Origin of the sequence: Bacillus inaquosorum KCTC 13429 (genome assembly GCF_000332645.1) — a bacterium.
GTDB lineage: Bacteria > Bacillota > Bacilli > Bacillales > Bacillaceae > Bacillus > Bacillus inaquosorum.
Genome location: NZ_AMXN01000001.1, coordinates 481,755 through 501,750, shown reverse-complemented (window position 1 = coordinate 501,750; position 19,996 = coordinate 481,755). Strand labels below are relative to the sequence as shown.

Here is a 19,996-nt window from a genome sequence, read left to right as displayed (position 1 = left end):
AACGCCCAAAGCACTGACGCTTCGGGCGCTGTCACTCTTATCCTCTTTTTCTGGCTAACAGGCTTACTAGAAATACAACAATGGCTGCGCCGATCACCGCAGGAATAATAGCAAATCCGGCTAGGTTCGGCCCCCATGTTCCAAGCAGCCCGTGTCCGATCCAGGCGCCGATAAGGCCTGCGATCATTGACCCGATAATTCCTCCAGGCATATCTCCTTTTACAAACAGGCTGCCAAGCCATCCGATAATAATAGCGACGATAAGTGAAATAATAAAACTCATCATGCAACACATCCTATTTTATATTTATTTGCTTATATCATTCCTCTATTTTGTATAAGATAAACAATTGGATGCGCTAATAAAAGTTGGAACAGTTCAGAGCATATCGCCGCTCTAATGAACCTTTTCTTTCAATATTGGTTGCGTTAAAATGGTAATCGTGTGAAAAGATGCTAGGCAAGGAAAAATTAATTCCTTTCTAGAAAGTTTAACAAAATGAAATTTTTGATTGACCTAGGTTTTTTAATGTGGTAAACCTTTATTTGTCAGAATTAGTTCTTCATCATCTTTCTTTACTTATATGCGGAAATAACTAGAAACTTCTCATCTTAAGCGATAGATGTGAATAAAGTTGGAGCAATTTTTGTCGATTTTATGACATTTAAGCGAAATTGGGATGAAGTTTATAAAAAAATAAAGCTAATAAGTGAACTTTTTGATAGCATAACAAAGTAGAGAAAAGATTTTGAGGAAGTATGCACTTCAGATTTATTACATCAATAGGAAGGATGGTGATCTTCTTGTTCAGAGCATTAAAACCGTTACTTGTATTTGCGCTGTTAACTGTGGTTTTCGTCCTTGGGGGATGCAGCAATGCCTCAGTACTAGATCCGAAAGGGCCTGTGGCTGATCAGCAAAGTGATTTAATCCTGTTATCTATCGGATTTATGCTGTTTATCGTCGGGGTCGTCTTTGTTCTATTTACCATTATTTTAGTAAAATACCGCGACCGTAAAGGCAAAGATAATGGATCTTATAACCCAGAAATTCACGGTAACACGTTCTTAGAAGTAGTCTGGACAGTGATCCCAATTTTAATCGTCATTGCACTTTCTGTGCCAACCGTACAGACGATATATTCGTTAGAAAAAGCTCCTGAAGCAACAAAGGATAAAGAGCCTCTTGTTGTTTACGCTACTTCGGTAGACTGGAAATGGGTATTCAGCTACCCTGAACAGGATATTGAAACGGTTAACTACTTAAACATTCCTGTCGACCGCCCAATCTTGTTTAAAATCTCATCTGCAGATTCAATGGCTTCGCTATGGATTCCTCAGCTTGGAGGACAAAAGTACGCGATGGCAGGAATGCTGATGGATCAATACTTACAGGCTGATGAAGTGGGAACTTATGAAGGCCGCAACGCGAACTTCACAGGCGAACATTTTGCCGACCAAGAGTTTGATGTGAATGCTGTAACAGAAAAAGACTTTAACAGCTGGGTGAAAAAGACTCAAAACGAGGCTCCTAAGCTGACAAAAGAGAAGTATGATCAATTAATGCTTCCTGAAAATGTGGACGAATTAACGTTCTCTTCTACTCACTTAAAATACGTTGACCACGGACAAGACGCAGAGTACGCGATGGAGGCCCGCAAACGCCTTGGCTACCAAGCTGTTTCACCGCACTCTAAAACAGATCCGTTTGAAAACGTAAAGGAAAATGAATTTAAGAAGTCTGATGATACAGAAGAATGATATTGATCAGGAAAGGAGGAAGCCCGCATGAAATTCAAATGGGATGAATTTTTCGTAACTGGTGACCCATTAATTCTGGGCGCACAAGTTTCCATCGCACTATCTACCATTGCCATCATTTTTGTACTGACCTACTTCAAGAAATGGAAATGGCTCTGGTCTGAATGGATAACAACTGTTGACCATAAAAAACTCGGAATCATGTATATTATATCTGCTGTAATTATGTTATTCCGCGGCGGTGTCGACGGTCTGATGATGCGTGCCCAGCTAGCGCTTCCGAATAACAGTTTTTTAGACTCAAACCACTATAATGAAATTTTTACAACTCACGGTACAATCATGATCATCTTCATGGCGATGCCGTTCCTAATCGGTCTTATCAACGTTGTTGTACCTCTTCAAATCGGTGCTCGCGACGTTGCGTTCCCTTACTTGAACAACCTGAGCTTCTGGACGTTCTTCGTAGGGGCGATGCTTTTCAATATTTCTTTCGTTATCGGAGGTTCTCCGAACGCAGGCTGGACAAGTTACATGCCGCTTGCAAGTAACGATATGAGCCCTGGACCGGGTGAGAACTACTACCTCCTCGGACTTCAGATTGCCGGTATCGGTACCCTGATGACAGGGATCAACTTTATGGTAACAATCTTAAAAATGAGAACAAAAGGCATGACATTAATGCGTATGCCAATGTTCACATGGACAACACTGATCACAATGGTTATTATCGTGTTTGCGTTCCCTGTACTTACAGTAGCTTTAGCACTTTTATCATTTGATCGTTTGTTCGGTGCTCACTTTTTCACATTGGAAGCAGGCGGTATGCCGATGCTTTGGGCGAACCTGTTCTGGATTTGGGGACATCCTGAAGTATATATCGTTATTCTTCCGGCATTCGGTATTTTCTCTGAGATTATCTCAAGCTTTGCGAGAAAACAATTGTTTGGTTACACAGCGATGGTTGGTTCTATTATCGCCATCTCCGTATTGAGTTTCCTAGTTTGGACTCACCACTTCTTCACAATGGGGAACAGTGCGTCCGTTAACTCTTTCTTCTCAATTACGACAATGGCCATCTCGATTCCGACCGGGGTTAAAATCTTTAACTGGCTCTTTACCATGTATAAAGGCCGAATCAGCTTTACAACGCCTATGCTGTGGGCGCTTGCATTCATTCCTAACTTCGTTATCGGCGGGGTTACAGGGGTTATGCTTGCGATGGCAGCAGCGGATTATCAATACCATAATACGTACTTCCTTGTATCTCACTTCCACTATGTGCTGATCGCAGGTACTGTATTTGCTTGTTTCGCCGGATTTATTTTCTGGTATCCAAAAATGTTCGGCCACAAGCTGAACGAAAGAATCGGAAAATGGTTCTTCTGGATCTTTATGATCGGGTTCAATATTTGTTTCTTCCCGCAATATTTCTTGGGGCTTCAAGGCATGCCTCGCCGTATTTACACATACGGACCGAATGACGGCTGGACAACATTGAACTTTATTTCAACTGTCGGAGCTTTCATGATGGGTGTAGGATTCTTAATCCTTTGCTATAACATCTACTACAGCTTCCGCTACTCTACTCGTGAAATCAGCGGAGATTCATGGGGTGTGGGACGCAGTCTTGATTGGGCGACTTCTTCTGCGATTCCGCCGCATTACAACTTTGCGGTGCTTCCTGAAGTCAAATCTAAAGATGCATTCCATCATATGAAAGAAGAAAAAACTGAGTTATACCCTGAAAGCAAATTCAAGAAAATCCATATGCCAAGCAACTCAGGCAGACCGTTCTTTATGTCTGTTGCCTTCGGTATCGCCGGCTTTGGACTTGTCTTTGAATGGTACTGGATGGGCGTAGTCGGATTGATCGGAGTCCTGCTCTGCATGGTTCTGCGTTCATTCGAATACGACAACGGCTACTACATTAGTGTTGATGAAATAAAAGAGACGGAAAGAAAGATTTCCGAATAAGGAGGCGTGAGTTATGGAACATGCAGAACACGGCAATTCTAACGCGCCTATGGAATATCAATCTGAAACCGGCAGACTTAATATTCTCGGGTTTTGGATCTTTTTAGGGGCAGAAATTGTGTTGTTCTCAACACTATTTGCAACCTTCTTCGTTCTTCAAAACAGAACAGCAGGAGGTGTCTTACCGGACGAACTGTTTGAAGTGAATCTGGTAATGATTATGACGTTCTTGCTGCTTATCAGCAGCTTTACCTGCGGGATCGCTGTTCATGAAATGCGCCGCGGAAGTTTAAAAGGCGTAGTCATCTGGACAATTATCACTCTGCTTCTTGGTGCCGGCTTCGTCGGTTGTGAGATCAACGAGTTTGTCCACTATGTACATGAAGGAGCATCTCTCGGTACAAGTGCGTTCTGGTCTGGATTCTTTGTTTTACTTGGAACTCACGGAACTCACGTAACAATCGGTATTTTCTGGATTACAGGAATTCTGATTCAGTTGAAGAAACGCGGCTTAACTCCGCAAACTTCATCTAAAATCTTTATCTCAAGCTTGTACTGGCACTTCTTAGATGTTGTATGGATTTTCATCTTTACAGGTGTCTATCTCATGGGATTGGGGGGTCTGTAAAATGGCAAACAAATCTGCTGAACACAGTCACTTTCCATGGAAGCACATTGTAGGTTTTGCACTGTCTATCGTTTTGACCCTGCTGGCTCTATGGGTTGCAGTGTATACTGACCTAAGCTCATCAGCAAAACTTTGGATCATTTTCGGCTTCGCCTTCATTCAGGCGGCGCTGCAGCTTCTCATGTTCATGCATATGACAGAGAGCGAAAACGGCAGTATCCAAGTCGGAAACACGCTGTTCGGATTCTTCGGCGCGATCGTTATCGTGCTTGGATCCATTTGGATTTTCGCGGCTCACTATCACCATGGTGACCATATGGACGGAAATCCTCCTGGAGGCGCTAAGCACTCAGAGCATTCAGGCCACAACGAATAACACAAAAACCCTCTTCGTTAGAAGAGGGTTTTTATTATTAGCAAAATCCCAAAACGAAATTTTTTTGGGGATTTTATCATTTGTTCAGCGTGATTGAAAACCCTTGAAGTCTAGGAAGGACGAGCATTGGAGCACAGCGAATATAGCAATTCGTGAGCACCAACGCGCAGGACTGACAACGAATGCGAGGGTTTGTCGAAACGCTGAAACCCTCTTCGTTAGAAGAGGGTTTTTTGCTGTCCTCAGCTGCTTCGCTTTCTGCGAAGATACGGAAGACCGTAAATGATAAATGCGGCGATATGAGCGACAATGACGTTGACGGCAAACAAGATAATCATGAGAGTGTGTCCTAGTGGAGAAAGGCTTTCTGTTGCGTAAAAGAAGAAGAATACCCACATTAAGATGATTGGCGGAATAGCTGAGAGTGCGACTTTTTTGTTATCAAGCCAAATAAAGAGAGGCGTTGCGCTGGCAACCAATAAATAAGCAAAAAACATGTCCATCATACCCGTCTCCTTTCATTTTGTGATAGCGTTTACAAAAATGAAATAGAGGAACTGAGTTGTGTCTGTTTTGTGGTTGTTTTGTGAACATTCTGTTACAATTATTATACCATGTTTTCCAGAAATTGATACACGTTTTTGCAGAAATGGTCTGGACCTATCGTCTTATTTTTTAAAACGTATTCTCTAGGAGAATGTATAGACAAGGGCAGATGTTATTGCGGATTCTATATAAGGTAACACTATGCTGAATAAGCGATTTGGGTACGAAACACATATTGTATATTAGTTTTTAACCAAACCCTTTATAATGGGGTTTTTTTCATTTGAAAAGTTTTGTACCAATCGAAACGTTTTGGTTTATGATACGTCATATTTCGTGTAGCTGAAAAAGCGTTGCAAATGCGCAAAAAACATAAAAGGAAACGAGCTTCACGTGTCATCTTGATCGAGGTTCATGTATAATAAACATTAGTGATTTTCCGATGAAAATGTAAGGCGGGATAGAATGGGTCGATATAAGAAACAGCAAAGCCCCTTTTACCAGGGGGATTTGATTTTTATATTTGGTGTGTTTTTTATCATTAGCGTTGTTGCGATTTATGCTGCCGGGCAGTTTGGGCAGTATGGGGGCAATGCCTGGACGAAACAAATTGCTTATTATGTTTTGGGGGCTATCGCGATTTCGGTGCTGCTGTATTTCGATTTAGAGCAGCTTGAAAAACTTAGTTTATATGTATTTTTATTCGGGATTCTGCTTCTCTTGATATTGAGAGTCAGTCCTGAGTCTATTGCACCAGTGAAAAACGGTGCGAAAAGCTGGTTTCAGTTTGGTTCTGTAACGTTACAGCCCTCTGAATTTATGAAAATCGGACTTATGATGATGGTAGCCTCAGTGATTTCAAAGGCCAGTCCTAAAAAAATCCGATCGCTCAGAGACGATGTTCATCTTTTACTGAAGATTGCAGGTGTATCGGTAGTGCCAATCGGACTTATCCTTCTTCAGGATGCTGGTACAGCTGGGATATGTATGTTTATTGTGATTGTCATGATCTTTATGTCAGGCGTAAACTGGAAGCTGATCGCAATCATTGGCGGTTCAGGTATCTTAGTTATTTCTCTTATCTTGTTAGTCATGATTAATTTTCCTGACGCTGCTAAATCAGTGGGGATTCAAGAGTATCAAATTAAGAGGGTTACATCTTGGGTTTCTGATTCAAATGGAACAACTCAGGAAGATGCAAATAGCGGCTGGCAGGTTGATCAGGCTGTCATGGCTATCGGTTCAGGCGGCATTCTCGGAAATGGCGTTCACAATTTGAAGGTGTATGTACCAGAAGGACAGACCGATTTTATCTTTGCCATTTTGGGTGAGAGCTTCGGATTTATAGGGTGTGCGATTGTCGTCATCATGTTCTTCTTCTTAATCTACAGGCTTGTCGTTCTGATTGACAAAATACATCCGTTTAACCGTTTCGCTTCTTTCTTTTGCGTTGGCTATACGGCGTTAATAGTGATTCACACATTCCAGAATATCGGAATGAACATCGGCATTATGCCTGTTACCGGGATTCCGTTGCTGTTTGTCAGCTACGGGGGAAGCTCGACGCTTGCTACATTAATCGGTTTCGGCATTGTGTATAATGCGAGTGTCCAGTTGACGAGATACAGAAGTTATTTGTTTAATTCATAAAATACAGACAGCCTTTAAAGGGCTGTCTTTTTTTGTTGCAGAGCATTTCGCTTTTGAGTTCACATTTTTTCGGATATGATAAAAACAGATAAGGAGGTTCTTGTGATGAATAACACAATCGAAACCATTTTGAATCATCGGTCAATCCGGTCTTTTACTGATCAGCTTTTGACAGCTGAAGAAATTGATACATTAGTGAAAAGTGCGCAGGCTGCATCAACGTCCAGCTATGTGCAGGCATATTCGATAATCGGTGTTTCCGATCCTGAGAAAAAACGTGAGCTGTCTGTGCTTGCCGGAAATCAGCCTTACGTTGAGAACAACGGACACTTTTTTGTATTTTGCGCGGACTTGTACCGCCACCAAAAACTGGCTGAGGAAAAAGGCGAAAATATCTCTGAGCTGCTCGAGAATACAGAAATGTTTATGGTCAGCTTGATTGATGCGGCGCTGGCAGCGCAAAATATGAGCATTGCTGCTGAATCAATGGGGCTTGGCATTTGCTATATCGGCGGCATTCGGAATGAACTGGACAAGGTGACAGAGGTGCTGCAAACGCCTGACCATGTGCTTCCGCTTTTCGGTCTGGCAGTAGGCCATCCTGCCAACCTATCCGGCAAAAAACCGAGATTGCCAAAGCAGGCTGTCTATCATGAGAATACGTATAATGTGAATGCAGACGATTTCCGGGAAACCATGAATGCGTATGATCAAACCATTTCTGATTATTATAGAGAAAGAACAAACGGACAGAGGGAAGAAACGTGGTCTGATCAAATTCTGAACTTTATGAAGCAGAAGCCGCGTACGTATTTAAATGGCTATGTGAAAGAAAAAGGCTTTAATAAAAACTAAAGCAAACCTCTCCGTCTGGAGGGGTTTTTATGTTTCACGTGTAACATATTCCGACAAATAGAGACATGCTGACACAAATAAATGGCGAATGATCGGGAGACACTGATAAGCAGTATGAGCGGCTTTGGCGAAAAAATAAGGGATCAGTGATACGATGAGGATGAGGTGGTAGGGATGATTTCATTAAGTATATTAGATCAATCTCCAGTATCAGAGGGCAGCAGTGCAGAAACAGCATTACAGCAAACGGTTGCGCTTGCACAGGCTGCTGAGGATTTTGGATATAAGAGATTTTGGGTTTCTGAGCATCACTTTTCAAAGCGGCTGGCAGGGTCAAGCCCAGAGGTGCTGATCAGTCATATAGCGGCAAAAACAAAGCGAATCCGTGTTGGATCAGGGGGAGTCATGCTGCCGCATTACAGCGCTTATAAAGTAGCTGAGAATTTCCGTGTGCTGGAGGGGCTGACACCGGGAAGAATTGATCTTGGGCTTGGCAGAGCACCGGGGGGAATGCCGATTGCATCCTGGGCGCTGAATGACGGCGGGAAGCGCAATGCTGATCAGTATCCGCAGCAAATCAAGGAGCTGACCATGTATCTGCATGATTTGGCGGATGACAAACACCGTTTTCCGAATCTGACGGCTGCGCCACATATTTCAACCGCGCCGGATGTGTGGCTGCTTGGCTCATCTGGAGAAAGCGCGCTGCTCGCCGCTGAGTCAGGCGCTGGCTATATGTTTGCCCACTTTATCAATGGAGAGGGCGGAGAGGATACTGTCAGACAGTATAAGAGACGATTTAAGCCGTCTGTGTTAGGAGAAACGCCCCGAGCGGCAGTTGCTGTTTTTGTTCTTTGTGCTGACACGGAGGAGAAGGCAGAGGAGCTTGCGGCCGTGGTTGATTTTACGCTTTTGGCAGGGGAGCAGGGCATTCCTTTAGAAGGAGTTCCTTCGTATGAAGCTGTTCGGGAAAATACGTACTCCCCCTATGAACAGAGACGAATTGCTGATAATCGAAATCGAATGATTGTCGGCACGAAAGAACAGGTGAAGGAGCAGTTGTTAGCTTTGAGTAAGGCGTATGGAACAGAGGAAATCATGGTGTTGACCATTACGCATCATTTTGAAGATAAGCTCCATTCTTATCGTTTATTGCAGGAGGCATTTGCGAATTAATCTAAAAAGCCCTGCCGAATCGGCAGGGCTTTTTATTATTCAATGGTAAAAGGCTCTTCAGTCAGAACCTGGCTTGATTTGCCTTTGTTTGCGGCATAGGCGAGCAAGTAATATTCTCCAGCCGGAAGCTTGGTTCCGCCATTGATTGTGCCGTCCCAGTCAAAGTACTGATAGCCTTTATCTTGATTTTTATAAATGCCGGCTTGGCCTGCAAAATCAAGGTTGCTGTCATAGACGAGGAACGCCAGCTCTTCTGCTCCCGCAGGAAGGTAGGTTTCAATTTGATAGGTGCCTTGTACAGACCCTTCGCTGACGGAGACAGATGTTACTCTCGGATAATCCGGCTCTTTGACGATCAGCAATGTAGGTACCTTGGCGACGGTTTTTCCGCCTTCTCTGACGATGACCGTTCCTTCATAGGTGCCTGCTTTTGCTTTGTTTGTATTAACCTTTACTTTTGCAGTGGCTTTTCCGGTTTTATGTGCCGGAATTACAACACGGCTAGTACCGGATGTGGAGATGCCGCTGCCGTTAAATGAGTATTCAAGTGTGTATGACTTTCTAATGGAAGATTGGTTTTCAATCGTAAACATTTCTTTTTTCGTTTCGTTTCCGTTTTCCTTCAAGAATGTTCCATATGAATAGCTTCCTGGTGAGACGAGTGAGTCGGCTTTGATCGCGTTCATGATTCTCGCGCTGCCTGCGCCTTGGGCGTTATGCGGATACACTTCTCCGTCGCCATCCTTTAAGGTGACAGCGGTGTTCATGATGGCGGCTTTGATCTGTTCAACGCTCCACTTTGGTTTAGCTTGTTTGATAACGGCAACCGCTCCGGCAATATGAGGAGATGCCATGCTTGTTCCTTGTTTTGATCCGTAGCCATATGGGTTTTGAGGATCGTGTGTCGGAATGGTGCTGACGATATTGACGCCTGGTGCGGAAATATCAGGCTTAATCATCCACGTATCCATTACAGGGCCGCGGGAAGAGAAATCAGCCACTTGTTCACCGAGCGCTTTTGAGACCGTCAACTTGAATGCTGTTTTTGTCTCGCCTTCTTTCAAGGCACTGACGAGTTTTTCGCCGTCTTCTAATGAAAGCTTAATCGTCGGCACAGACATGCCCGGCACATTGGCTTCAATTTCTCCGGAGAGGTTGTTATACACAACCATGCCGATGGCGCCGGCTTTTTTAGCATTGTCGGCTTTATCCACAAACGCAATGCTGCCCCGTTTGACAACGGCGACTTTGCCTGTCAGATCTTTTCCTTCAAAGTCCCTTGCTTCGCCAAGTCCGGCTTCAACTAGCTCAACTTCTTTGTTATTGAGCGCTTTGACGTCGTCCTCTTTGTTATAGCCCATCACTTTTGCTGAAGAGTAGGAGCCGAATGTGACGGCGTATTCATTGAGCGGCAGCTGAGTCGCACCGACAGAAATCGCTTCTCTTGATGTGCCTGGCGATCCGACTGTCCAGCCGTTCGGTCCGCTGTTGCCGTTTGACGTAACCGCAACGACGCCCTCTGACATGGCCCAGTCAAGCGCTGTGCTCGTCGCCCAGTCCGGGTTGTTTAATGAATTTCCGAGAGACAGGTTCATCACATCTGCTCCGTCCTGTACAGCACGTTCCACGCCGGCAATGACATTTTCTGTTGTGCCGCTTCCGCCAGGGCCCAGCACGCGGTAAGCAAGAAGTGTGGCATCAGGCGCCACGCCTTTAATCGTTCCGTTTGCGGCGACAGTTCCGGCCACGTGCGTTCCGTGGTCAGTGGCTTCACCTCTCGGATCGCCGGTTGGTGTTTCTTTCGGGTCGTAATCATTGTCTACAAAATCATATCCTTTATATTGTCCGAAGTTTTTCTTCAAATCAGGGTGATTGTATTCAACACCAGTATCAATAACCGCTACCTTCACGCCTTTTCCTGTGTAGCCTAAATCCCATGCGTCGTTTGCTCCGATATACGGTGCGCTGTCATCCATTTGCGGAGATACGGCGTCCTCGGAGACCGTGACGTCTTTATCCTTCATATTGTCTGTTTTATAGGTGACGTTCGGGTATACTGCCTTTACGTCTTTTACTGCAAGAAGTTTTGGAATCTCATTAGCTGGGAGCTTCATAGAAAAGCCTGAAAACACCTGCTCATATTCCCGGTTTACTTTTCCGTTTTTCACCGCTTTGACAGCACTGTTTTTGGCTTTTGTTCGAGCGGTTTTCAGCTTGCTTTTCGTTTGGCTTTCTCCCGCTTCCTTCGCCTCTGCCAAGGATTTTTCTTTTAATTCCACGATAACGGTTGTTTTTTTGCTTGTTGTCATGTCGATATCACCGAATACCTCGGCTTTTTCCAGGTCAGCCGACGTTTTTGAAGAAACCGGCGCCGCCTGTACTCCTGTCATACCTGTGGATAACGTAAAAAATAAAACAAAACTTAGGAGCAGAAAGCGAATGATTCCATTTTTCAATGTATTTCCCCCTTTGTGTTTAGAAAAAATGTTAAAGATCTAGTATATATTTCTTGAAAATTCAAAAAAATCCTTGTGTCATTTGGACCATTTATTGGATTTCGTTTGTGTATAAGGAAGGAGTTATACACAGAACCCTGTGTATAAGTGAATAAATCTGTGTATATATATAGTTGGGAATATATGTTCTTATACAAAATATTGATAGAGTTTGTGGACATGTGGATATCTCTTGTGATTAAGTTGTTCTTATCTTTGGGATAACTTGTGTATAAAGTTTTTAAAGCGGTTCTCCAATTTTCATTTCATTTCTTTCAGCTTTCAACAAAACTTCTAAAAACTAGTTGGTTTTTTCACTCATATTGTGACAAAGAATTCTTTTTCCACGGTCTATTATAGAGTCATGAGTTTTGCTAGAGCCGCTAGTTTGCGAGAAAAGAAATCGGCCGTCTTTTCACGCGGGCTGCGGCTGAGAAAACGGGCTGCTAAAAAAGGCTGCCTGCCAAAAAGAAGCGGAGGGATGTTTTTCTATGAAACGTTTGCTTGTATCTTTACGGGTGTGGATGGTCTTTTTGATGAACTGGGTGACGCCGGACAGAAAAACTGCGGCTGCCGCGGTCTATACGGCTCAGCGTACATACCAAAGAAAAGCGGCGGTGCAGGCCGCAGGACTTGTTTCGTTTTATGAATGGCGGACCGCTGTGAATGAGGAAGAAAAGCAGAAAGCGAAAGCCGCTGCGCTTTATAAAAGAAGATGTCTGCAAGCCTTCAAGGAATCGCCAAAGCAGGAGAGAGCTGGTCCGCATCTTTACATGGCGGTCAAAAGGAGGTAAAATCCCAGTCAAAAGCAAATTGGCGGGAGAGATAGCCTCTTGAAAATCTATAAAGTATTAAACAACAATGCGGCTTTAATAAAAGAGGACGATCAGGAAAAAATTGTGATGGGGCCGGGAATCGCTTTTCAAAAAAAGAAAAATGATCTCATCCCTATGAATAAAGTGGAAAAGATCTTTGTCGTGCACGACGAGAATGAAAAATTTAAACAAATCCTGCAAACGCTGCCGGAGGAGCATATAGAAATAGCTGAAGATATCATCAGTTATGCGGAAGGAGAGCTCGCGTCGCCGCTGAGCGACCACATTCATATCGCGCTTTCTGACCATTTGTCCTTTGCGATCGAAAGGATTCAAAATGGGCTGCTTGTGCAGAATAAATTGCTGCATGAGATAAAAGCGCTCTATAAAAAAGAATATGAGATCGGCCTGTGGGCGATCGGACACGTAAAAGAGACATTGGGCGTGTCTCTGCCTGAAGATGAAGCGGGTTATATTGCCCTTCACATTCATACGGCGAAGATGGATGCGGAGAGCATGTATTCAGCGCTGAAGCATACAACCATGATCAAAGAAATGATAGAGAAAATAGAAAACTACTTTAATCGAAAGGTGGATGAAAACAGCATTTCCTATCAACGCCTTGTCACGCATTTGCGATACGCGGTCAGCCGGTTGGAATCAAATGAAGCGCTCCATCGTATGGACGAGGAGATGCTTTATTTCATCCAAAAAAAGTATTCATTTGCCTATCAATGTGCGCTGGAGCTGGCGGAGTTTTTGAAAAATGAATATCAATTACATTTGCCGGAGTCCGAGGCCGGCTATATCACGCTGCATGTCCAGCGTCTTCAAGATCTCTCGGAATAACCGCTTTGACTTGCAGGGAGTGATCTCTGGAAGTTTTTTTTATTTATCGGGATTGAGCGTATAGTACATCCAGCCCATCATTACAATTCCTGCGGCCAGATTGCCGAGCGTAACAGGAATTAAGTTTCTGACTGCTCCCATCAGTGTCACCGTATCAGGGTGCTCGATCAAAAGTGAGATGGCGAATGTGCACATATTGGCAATGCTGTGCTCAAAACCGGAAATAAAGAAGCAGAAAACGAAAAGCATCATGGCAAACAGCTTGGCTCCTTCTCCTTTGAGAGACATCGGAATGAAAAAGGCGAGGCACACAAGCCAATTGCACAGCATTCCTCTGAAAAACAGTTCGGAAGCGGGCGGCTCCATTTTGTGCTCTGCCAGATGAATCAAAAAGGAATGAACAGAAGCCTCCTCAAAAAGTCCTGTCGCGCTGATCAGGATGGCAAATAAAATGGCGCCAATCAAATTGCCAGCATAGCTTGACATCCACAGGTACAGAGTGTCGCGCCAGCGGATTTTTTTTCGGAGTGCGGTATAGGTGAAATAAAAGGTATTGCCGGTAAATAAATCCCCGCCGCCGTAAGCAATCAGCAGAATAGCGGCCCCGAAAGTGACAGCGGCTGCCGGAAATGCAAATGGAGAGTCAGCCATATAGAAATAGCTGCCTGCTTTGCTTGCGGCTGTAATACCGAAACCGATAAACATGCTGGCCAAAATGGATCGGAGCAAATATCGGATTTTGCTTGAAACAAATATATTTTGTTTTCTCAAAGCGTACTGTTCAACCTTTTGCAATGCTTGAGTTTCCATTGTCTTTTCCTGCTTTCTTTGATTTGAGCATAGTATAGCATGATATTGTGAAATGTTTCACAATTAATTTTTACGAATTTTTGTCTAAATGTTTTATGAAACTTTTTAACTAAAAAAACAGTTGACGAAAACGCTGTCATCAATTATGATGAAAGCGTATTCTCAATCTGAATAAGCGGGATTGTGACTGGTAAAGCAGGCAAGACCTAAAATTTGCGTAAATGAAAAAGGATCGCTGTGTCCTTTCTTCGTTGGCGAATTTTAGGTCTTTTTTGTTTAAATAAAAGGGGGAGAAAAAGATGGATTACAAAGAGACTGCAAAACGCCTCATTGAGCTTCTCGGGGGGAAAGAAAACATGATCAGCGCGGCTCATTGTGCAACAAGACTGCGTTTAGTGATTAAAGATGAATCAAAGATAGATCAAGCACAAGTAGAAGAGCTTGATGGCGTCAAAGGCGCTTTCAGCAGCTCTGGCCAGTACCAGATCATTTTCGGAACAGGCCTTGTCAATAAGGTGTACGATGCTTTTTCAAAGGAAGCAGACTTTGAGCGTGAAGAACACGTAAATCACCAGGATGCGGCAAAAGAAAAAATGAATCCCGCTGCGAGATTTGCGAAAACGCTTTCTAATATTTTTGTTCCAATCATCCCGGCTATTGTGGCCAGCGGCCTATTAATGGGATTACTGGGTATGGTCAATGCGTTTCATTGGATGAGCAAGGATTCTGCGCTGCTGCAGCTGCTTGATATGTTTTCAAGTGCCGCATTTATTTTCTTGCCGATTCTAATCGGGGTAAGCGCTTCAAAAGAATTTGGCAGCAATCCGTACTTGGGAGCGGTTATCGGTGGAATCATGATTCATCCGACTCTTTTGAATCCATGGGGATTGGCGGAAGCGACACCTGATTATATGAATCTTTTCGGATTCGATATCGCGCTTCTCGGCTACCAGGGAACTGTTATCCCTGTCCTGCTGGCGGTTTATGTGATGAGCAAGGTAGAGAAATGGACGAGAAAAGTGGTTCCTCATGCGGTAGATTTGCTTGTTACACCTTTTGTCACAGTGATTGTCACCGGGTTTGTCGCTTTTATCGCGATTGGTCCTCTGGGCAGAGCGCTTGGCTCCGGCATTACGGTTGCTTTAACTTATGTATATGACCATGCAGGTTTTGTTGCGGGTCTGATTTTCGGTGGCACGTATTCACTTATCGTGCTGACAGGCGTTCATCACAGCTTCCATGCGATTGAGGCAGGGCTTATTGCAGATATAGGCAAGAACTACTTGCTGCCAATCTGGTCAATGGCGAATGTCGCACAGGGCGGCGCCGGGCTTGCCGTCTTCTTTATGGCGAAAAAGGCAAAGACAAAAGAAATCGCGCTTCCGGCTGCATTTTCCGCTTTTCTTGGCATTACTGAGCCCGTCATCTTCGGAGTCAATCTGCGCTACCGAAAACCGTTTATCGCCGCGATGATTGGAGGCGCATTGGGCGGTGCATATGTCGTCTTTACACATGTTGCTGCAAACGCTTACGGGTTAACGGGTATTCCGATGATCGCTATTGCTGCGCCGTTTGGCATGGGCAACTTGATCAACTATCTGATTGGTATGGCCATTGCGGGAGTGTCAGCGTTCATTGCAGCGTTTATCATGAAGATTAATGAGGATGAGGAGAGGAAAAAATGACAGCACTTGATCAGGAGCTACGTCGCCGGGCTTATGAAGAAGTGGAGAAAAAAGAGCCTATCGCGAACAGCGATCCGCACCGCCAGCATTTTCACATTATGCCGCCGGTTGGGCTGCTGAATGACCCGAATGGCGTGATTTATTGGAAGGACAGCTACCATGTGTTTTTTCAATGGCAGCCATTTCAGACGGGGCACGGCGCTAAATTTTGGGGGCATTATACGACACAGGATGTTGTGAATTGGAAGCGGGAAGAGATTGCGCTTGCGCCGAGTGATTGGTTTGATAAAAACGGCTGCTACTCGGGCAGCGCTGTCACGAAAGACGATCGGCTCTATCTATTTTACACAGGAAATGTCAGGGATCAGGATGGGAATCGGGAAACGTATCAATGCCTTGCTGTATCTGACGACGGACTGTCCTTTGAGAAAAAGGGTGTCGTCGCCCGCCTCCCTGAAGGATACACGCCGCATTTTCGCGATCCGAAGGTATGGGAGCATGAAGGAACATGGTATATGGTGGTCGGTGCGCAAACGGAGAATATGCAAGGACACGCTGTTTTGTTTGCTTCTGATAACCTGACAGAGTGGAGATTTCTCGGCCCGATAACTGGCGCGGGCCTCAGCGGGCTTGACGAATTCGGGTACATGTGGGAGTGCCCTGACTTGTTTTCCCTTCAGGGGTCCGACGTGCTGATTGTTTCGCCTCAAGGGCTTGAGACTGACGGTTTTCGTTATCAGAACGTGTATCAATCGGGTTATTTTGTCGGGCGTCTCGATTATAACAAGCCTGAATTGAAGCATGGCGATTTTACGGAGCTTGATCAAGGTTTTGATTTTTACGCTCCGCAAACACTTGAAGACGATCAGGGAAGGCGAATTTTGTTTGCATGGATGGCTGTGCCTGATCAGGATGAAGGGGCTCATCCGACGATTGACTATCACTGGATTCACTGTATGACGCTGCCGAGACAGCTGACGCTATCTGGGCAGAAGCTGATTCAGCAGCCGCTGCCTGAGCTGAAAGCCATGCGCAGGAATGAGAAAAAAGTGCAAATCAACATGCATGGATCATCTGGTACGCTTCCAGTTGAAAACCCTGAAAGAGCTGAGATCTTGATTGAAGACATTGATACGGAGTCTGGCTTTTCAATCAGTATCCGCGGTACGGCTGTGTTTTCCTTTCATAAGGACGAGGGGATTGTTACGCTGGAGCGGACGAGCTTCGACGGAAAAAGAACAGAAGCGAGACATTGCTGCATCAAGGATTTGCATACCGTGCACATGTTTATCGATGCTTCGTCTGTGGAAATCTTTGTCAATAACGGAGAGGAGGTCTTCAGTGCGAGATTTTTTCCTTTCCCGGGAAATCATGAAGTGACAGCCAGTTCGACAGGAAAATCTGAAATGAACGTCGGAATTTGGACCCTTATGTAGAAAATCCTTCTATTTTCTTATGTGAAATCTGTGCCATCTGTGCTATTCTTCAACGATAACCTACTATTTTTTTCTGTAAAAGGAGTTGTTTTCTTGAATATACATGAACAGAAGATAACACCGGAATGTTTGGAAAAGGCTGCGGATCAAGTTGAAGATAAGCGGGAAGAATATAAGGATGTGCTGCTTCAGCTGAAAAAAATGCTTGGCGGGACAACGCCGCACAGTGAAACGGCGGAAATTCTTTCGCGAGCATATGAGCAAATGAAGGAATATGCACTTTTTGTTCAGTCGATAGAAACATTTTTGAGGAAATCTGCGAACCATTTAAAAATCAAATAAACAGGCTGCCGATGGGATCGGCAGTTTTTTCTGTGAAAAGTCTTCGGTCATATAAAAAAGCTGCCTCTCTGTAAGGCAGCCTTTTTTGTTTATGATTGTTTATTCAGGCGCAGCGCAGAATGCTTCGTTGGCCCGACATATTGGTTGAGCGGGAAGGATTCTTTAATGGCAGCGGTAATAAAATCTTTCGCTGCGTAAATGGCTTCTTTGACTTCCGCACCTTTGGCGAGCTCCGCTGTCACGGCTGCTGAGAACGTACAGCCTGCGCCATGTGTATAAGGCGTATCGATCATTTCGCTTTCAAGGACTTCCGCTGTTTCTCCGTCATAGAGAACATCAACCGCTTTTTCGTGTTTGAGTTTGCCTCCGCCTGTAATGACGACATATTGAGCGCCGAGCGCATGAATTTTTTTCGCAGCTTCGATCATATCGTCAACTGTCTTTAATTCATCCATGCCGCTGAGCTGGCTGGCTTCAAACAGATTCGGCGTAATGACAGTGGCTAGCGGCGCTAATTGTTCACGCAGGGCTTGGGCGTGCTCCGGATACAGGACTTCATTTGCTCCTTTGCAAACCATGACCGGGTCAATTACCACATTTTTTAATTGTTTTTCTTTGATCGTTTTTGCTGCAAGCTCGATAATGTCAACGGTTGGCAGCATTCCTGTTTTCATGGCGTCCACACCGATGCCGTCCGTAATCGTTGCAAGCTGGGCGCGGATTGTATCAGTATCGATCGGGAAGACTTGGTGGTCCCAGCTGTTGTTCGGGTCCATCGCAACGATCACCGTTAAGGCGGTCATCCCGTATACGTTTTTTTCTTGAAATGTTTTTAAATCAGCTTGAATCCCAGCACCGCCGCTGGAATCTGAGCCGGCAATGGTGAGTGCTTTATGCATAGACATGTCTTGAACCTCCATCGTGTTTTGTCTTTCATTATAGTTAGATTTTCTCTGTATCACAATATAGAAGGTTTAGCAATTCATCTAGTATTCTCATCGTCACCTTTCCTGTTTCAGTAGGATATTCCCACTGATCTCCCGTCCAATATATGTTTTAATAGTACATGACTATGAAAATGAGAAGGAGAGCATCATGAAGATTTCTATCGTAATTGTGACCTATAATCGGATTCCGGCTTTGTGTGAGCTTCTGGAGTCGATTTCGCAACAGACCATGAAGCCGTATGAAATCATTATTGTGAATGATGCCGGGGAATCGGTCGTGCCGGTCAAAGCACTGTATCCGGAGCTGCCGATTGCTGTCATCAATTTAGAAAAGAACTCGGGGCATGTGGCTGCGAGAAATGCCGGTGTAAAAGAGGCGTCTGGCGATTGCATTATGCTTTGTGATGACGATGATTTCTTTACGCCGGGACATGTGGAGAGAATGGCGAAGGAAATCGAGACGGCAGATTTCGTTCATTCTGATGCGGAAATTGTTTCGTTTGAAGAGAAAAACGGAACAAGATATCCAGTTTCGCGAAAGCTGTTTGCTTATACCGCTGACTATGAGGATATGAGAGTGTTCTCTACATACGTGCCGTCGGGCAGCATGTACAGACGTTTTCTACATGATGAAATCGGGTATTTCGATGCTGATGTGCACAATTATTGGGACTGGGATTTTTATTTGCGCGCGGCGAAGGAGTACCGGGTGAAGCGTGTCCCTTGCGCCAGTGTGATTTATGCCTTCAGTGACGCGGGAGACAATCAGTCCGCGGACCTTGGCGCCAAGCGGAAACAATATTTGGACCGTTTAAGTGAAAAGCACGGACTCGGGGAACTGCCGACGAAAAACTTTGCCGTCCTGCTTGAAGAGCCTGAGATGAAAAGACGGGAAGCACAAAGTGAAATCGTTTGGGATGGCAAGCCTGTCTATTCCAGGCTTCATCGTTCGTAAGGGAGGCCTGAATCTTGAAACAGCTTTTACAGGACAGCTGGTGGAATCAGCTGAAGGAAGAGTTTGAGAAACCGTATTATCAAGAGCTCAGAGAAATGCTGAAGCGGGAATACGCGGAGCAAACGATATATCCAGACAGCAGGGATATTTTTAATGCGCTGCATTATACCTCATACGATGATGTCAAGGTGGTGATACTCGGCCAAGATCCGTATCACGGGCCTGGACAGGCTCAAGGTTTGAGCTTCTCCGTAAAGCCGGGTGTGAAGCAGCCGCCTTCATTAAAAAATATCTTTCTTGAGCTGCAGCAGGACATCGGATGCAGCATCCCGAATCACGGGTCGCTTGTCAGCTGGGCAGAGCAAGGAGTTCTTTTGCTGAATACTGTGCTGACAGTAAGGCGCGGACAGGCGAATTCTCATAAAGGAAAAGGCTGGGAGCGTCTGACGGACCGAATGATTGACGTGCTGAATGAAAGGGAGCGGCCAGTGATCTTTATTTTGTGGGGTCGGCATGCCCAAATGAAAAAAGAACGGATCGACACGTCCAAGCATTTTATCATTGAATCGACGCACCCCAGTCCGTTTTCGGCAAGGAACGGATTTTTCGGAAGCAGACCGTTTTCCCGGGCGAATGCGTTCTTGGAGAAAATGGGAGAGGCACCGATTGATTGGTGTATAAAGGATTTGTAAA

19 protein-coding genes are annotated in these 19,996 nt (G+C 44.7%); 14 read left to right on the top strand and 5 right to left on the bottom strand.

Annotated elements, in window-relative coordinates:
- Positions 1–37 precede the first annotated feature (37 nt).
- Entirely contained in the window at positions 38–283 is a 246-nt protein-coding gene (locus tag BSI_RS18245; protein WP_003222176.1) for a GlsB/YeaQ/YmgE family stress response membrane protein, read from the bottom strand.
- 512 nt (positions 284–795) lie between these two features.
- Here BSI_RS18245 and qoxA point away from each other — a divergent pair.
- Genes qoxA through qoxD form a run of 4 tightly spaced genes read left to right on the top strand, consistent with a single transcriptional unit; the run spans position 796 to position 4,742 of the window.
- Positions 796–1,761, top strand: a complete 966-nt coding sequence (gene qoxA, locus BSI_RS18250; RefSeq protein WP_080010897.1) for a cytochrome aa3 quinol oxidase subunit II — start codon at positions 796–798, stop codon at positions 1,759–1,761.
- 27 nt (positions 1,762–1,788) lie between these two features.
- Positions 1,789–3,738, top strand: coding sequence for a cytochrome aa3 quinol oxidase subunit I (qoxB, locus tag BSI_RS18255; protein WP_003222173.1), 1,950 nt, complete (start codon positions 1,789–1,791; stop codon positions 3,736–3,738).
- Positions 3,739–3,751: 13 nt separating this feature from the next.
- Positions 3,752–4,366 carry a cytochrome aa3 quinol oxidase subunit III gene (gene qoxC, locus BSI_RS18260; RefSeq protein ID WP_003236031.1) on the top strand — a complete coding sequence of 205 codons (615 nt, stop codon included), beginning with the start codon at positions 3,752–3,754 and terminating at the stop codon, positions 4,364–4,366.
- A 1-nt stretch (position 4,367) separates the two neighbouring features.
- On the top strand, positions 4,368–4,742 hold the full coding sequence (qoxD, locus tag BSI_RS18265; RefSeq protein WP_003236029.1) for a cytochrome aa3 quinol oxidase subunit IV: 375 nt from the start codon (positions 4,368–4,370) through the stop codon (positions 4,740–4,742).
- Positions 4,743–4,984: 242 nt separating this feature from the next.
- Here the strand turns inward: qoxD and ywcE are convergent, their stop codons facing one another.
- Positions 4,985–5,248 carry a spore morphogenesis/germination protein YwcE gene (gene ywcE, locus BSI_RS18270; protein ID WP_003227411.1) on the bottom strand — a complete coding sequence of 88 codons (264 nt, stop codon included), beginning with the start codon at positions 5,246–5,248 and terminating at the stop codon, positions 4,985–4,987.
- 505 nt (positions 5,249–5,753) lie between these two features.
- On the opposite strand from ywcE, the gene rodA reads away from it, so the two are divergent.
- The 3 genes from rodA to BSI_RS18285 all read left to right on the top strand — a co-directional run bounded on the left by rodA (position 5,754) and on the right by BSI_RS18285 (position 8,969).
- The gene (gene rodA, locus BSI_RS18275) at positions 5,754–6,938 is read left to right on the top strand and encodes a cell shape-determining peptidoglycan glycosyltransferase RodA (RefSeq protein WP_003236027.1); all 1,185 of its coding nucleotides are present in this window, start codon (positions 5,754–5,756) and stop codon (positions 6,936–6,938) included.
- Between the two features lie 105 nt (positions 6,939–7,043).
- Positions 7,044–7,793 carry an oxygen-insensitive NADPH nitroreductase gene (gene nfsA, locus BSI_RS18280; protein WP_003236025.1) on the top strand — a complete coding sequence of 250 codons (750 nt, stop codon included), beginning with the start codon at positions 7,044–7,046 and terminating at the stop codon, positions 7,791–7,793.
- Between the two features lie 174 nt (positions 7,794–7,967).
- Positions 7,968–8,969 carry an LLM class flavin-dependent oxidoreductase gene (locus BSI_RS18285; RefSeq protein ID WP_003236023.1) on the top strand — a complete coding sequence of 334 codons (1,002 nt, stop codon included), beginning with the start codon at positions 7,968–7,970 and terminating at the stop codon, positions 8,967–8,969.
- A gap of 35 nt (positions 8,970–9,004) precedes the next feature.
- Here the strand turns inward: BSI_RS18285 and vpr are convergent, their stop codons facing one another.
- A complete protein-coding gene (gene vpr, locus BSI_RS18290; RefSeq protein ID WP_003236021.1) occupies positions 9,005–11,425 on the bottom strand; it encodes a serine protease Vpr in 2,421 nt (806 codons plus the stop codon).
- Between the two features lie 530 nt (positions 11,426–11,955).
- Here vpr and BSI_RS0120750 point away from each other — a divergent pair.
- On the top strand, positions 11,956–12,258 hold the full coding sequence (locus BSI_RS0120750) for a hypothetical protein (protein ID WP_032731703.1): 303 nt from the start codon (positions 11,956–11,958) through the stop codon (positions 12,256–12,258).
- A 39-nt stretch (positions 12,259–12,297) separates the two neighbouring features.
- Positions 12,298–13,128, top strand: a complete 831-nt coding sequence (gene sacT / locus BSI_RS18295; protein ID WP_003236015.1) for a sac operon transcriptional antiterminator SacT — start codon at positions 12,298–12,300, stop codon at positions 13,126–13,128.
- Positions 13,129–13,167: 39 nt separating this feature from the next.
- Here the strand turns inward: sacT and BSI_RS18300 are convergent, their stop codons facing one another.
- Positions 13,168–13,938 carry a formate/nitrite transporter family protein gene (locus BSI_RS18300; protein ID WP_003236013.1) on the bottom strand — a complete coding sequence of 257 codons (771 nt, stop codon included), beginning with the start codon at positions 13,936–13,938 and terminating at the stop codon, positions 13,168–13,170.
- A gap of 299 nt (positions 13,939–14,237) precedes the next feature.
- On the opposite strand from BSI_RS18300, the gene scrA reads away from it, so the two are divergent.
- The 3 genes from scrA (at position 14,238) to BSI_RS18315 (ending at position 17,401) form a co-directional block, all read left to right on the top strand.
- A complete protein-coding gene (gene scrA, locus BSI_RS18305) occupies positions 14,238–15,623 on the top strand; it encodes a PTS system sucrose transporter subunit IIBC (RefSeq protein ID WP_003236011.1) in 1,386 nt (461 codons plus the stop codon).
- Positions 15,620–17,059 (top strand): sucrose-6-phosphate hydrolase, encoded by a 1,440-nt coding sequence (gene sacA / locus BSI_RS18310; protein WP_003236009.1) that lies wholly within the window; start codon positions 15,620–15,622, stop codon positions 17,057–17,059. Before scrA ends, sacA begins: the two co-directional genes overlap by 4 nt.
- A gap of 93 nt (positions 17,060–17,152) precedes the next feature.
- Complete coding sequence (locus BSI_RS18315) at positions 17,153–17,401, top strand: hypothetical protein (protein ID WP_003236006.1); 249 nt, start codon at positions 17,153–17,155, stop codon at positions 17,399–17,401.
- 89 nt (positions 17,402–17,490) lie between these two features.
- Here BSI_RS18315 and BSI_RS18320 read toward each other — a convergent pair whose 3' ends face one another.
- Entirely contained in the window at positions 17,491–18,306 is an 816-nt protein-coding gene (locus BSI_RS18320) for a bifunctional hydroxymethylpyrimidine kinase/phosphomethylpyrimidine kinase (protein WP_003236004.1), read from the bottom strand.
- A gap of 190 nt (positions 18,307–18,496) precedes the next feature.
- On the opposite strand from BSI_RS18320, the gene BSI_RS18325 reads away from it, so the two are divergent.
- Together BSI_RS18325 and BSI_RS18330 are read left to right on the top strand one after the other, a co-directional pair.
- Complete coding sequence (locus tag BSI_RS18325; protein ID WP_003236002.1) at positions 18,497–19,303, top strand: glycosyltransferase family 2 protein; 807 nt, start codon at positions 18,497–18,499, stop codon at positions 19,301–19,303.
- 14 nt (positions 19,304–19,317) lie between these two features.
- Positions 19,318–19,995, top strand: a complete 678-nt coding sequence (locus tag BSI_RS18330; protein ID WP_003235999.1) for a uracil-DNA glycosylase — start codon at positions 19,318–19,320, stop codon at positions 19,993–19,995.
- Position 19,996: the final 1 nt, after the last annotated feature.

Coding starts and splice junctions, on each gene's coding strand:
- BSI_RS18245 (WP_003222176.1), bottom strand. CDS start 283: ATGAGTTTTATTATTTCACTTATCGTCGCTATTATTATCGGATGGCTT.
- qoxB (WP_003222173.1), top strand. CDS start 1,789: ATGAAATTCAAATGGGATGAATTTTTCGTAACTGGTGACCCATTAATT.
- qoxC (WP_003236031.1), top strand. CDS start 3,752: ATGGAACATGCAGAACACGGCAATTCTAACGCGCCTATGGAATATCAA.
- qoxD (WP_003236029.1), top strand. CDS start 4,368: ATGGCAAACAAATCTGCTGAACACAGTCACTTTCCATGGAAGCACATT.
- ywcE (WP_003227411.1), bottom strand. CDS start 5,248: ATGATGGACATGTTTTTTGCTTATTTATTGGTTGCCAGCGCAACGCCT.
- rodA (WP_003236027.1), top strand. CDS start 5,754: ATGGGTCGATATAAGAAACAGCAAAGCCCCTTTTACCAGGGGGATTTG.
- nfsA (WP_003236025.1), top strand. CDS start 7,044: ATGAATAACACAATCGAAACCATTTTGAATCATCGGTCAATCCGGTCT.
- BSI_RS18285 (WP_003236023.1), top strand. CDS start 7,968: ATGATTTCATTAAGTATATTAGATCAATCTCCAGTATCAGAGGGCAGC.
- BSI_RS0120750 (WP_032731703.1), top strand. CDS start 11,956: ATGAAACGTTTGCTTGTATCTTTACGGGTGTGGATGGTCTTTTTGATG.
- BSI_RS18300 (WP_003236013.1), bottom strand. CDS start 13,938: ATGGAAACTCAAGCATTGCAAAAGGTTGAACAGTACGCTTTGAGAAAA.
- scrA (WP_003236011.1), top strand. CDS start 14,238: ATGGATTACAAAGAGACTGCAAAACGCCTCATTGAGCTTCTCGGGGGG.
- sacA (WP_003236009.1), top strand. CDS start 15,620: ATGACAGCACTTGATCAGGAGCTACGTCGCCGGGCTTATGAAGAAGTG.
- BSI_RS18320 (WP_003236004.1), bottom strand. CDS start 18,306: ATGTCTATGCATAAAGCACTCACCATTGCCGGCTCAGATTCCAGCGGC.
- BSI_RS18325 (WP_003236002.1), top strand. CDS start 18,497: ATGAAGATTTCTATCGTAATTGTGACCTATAATCGGATTCCGGCTTTG.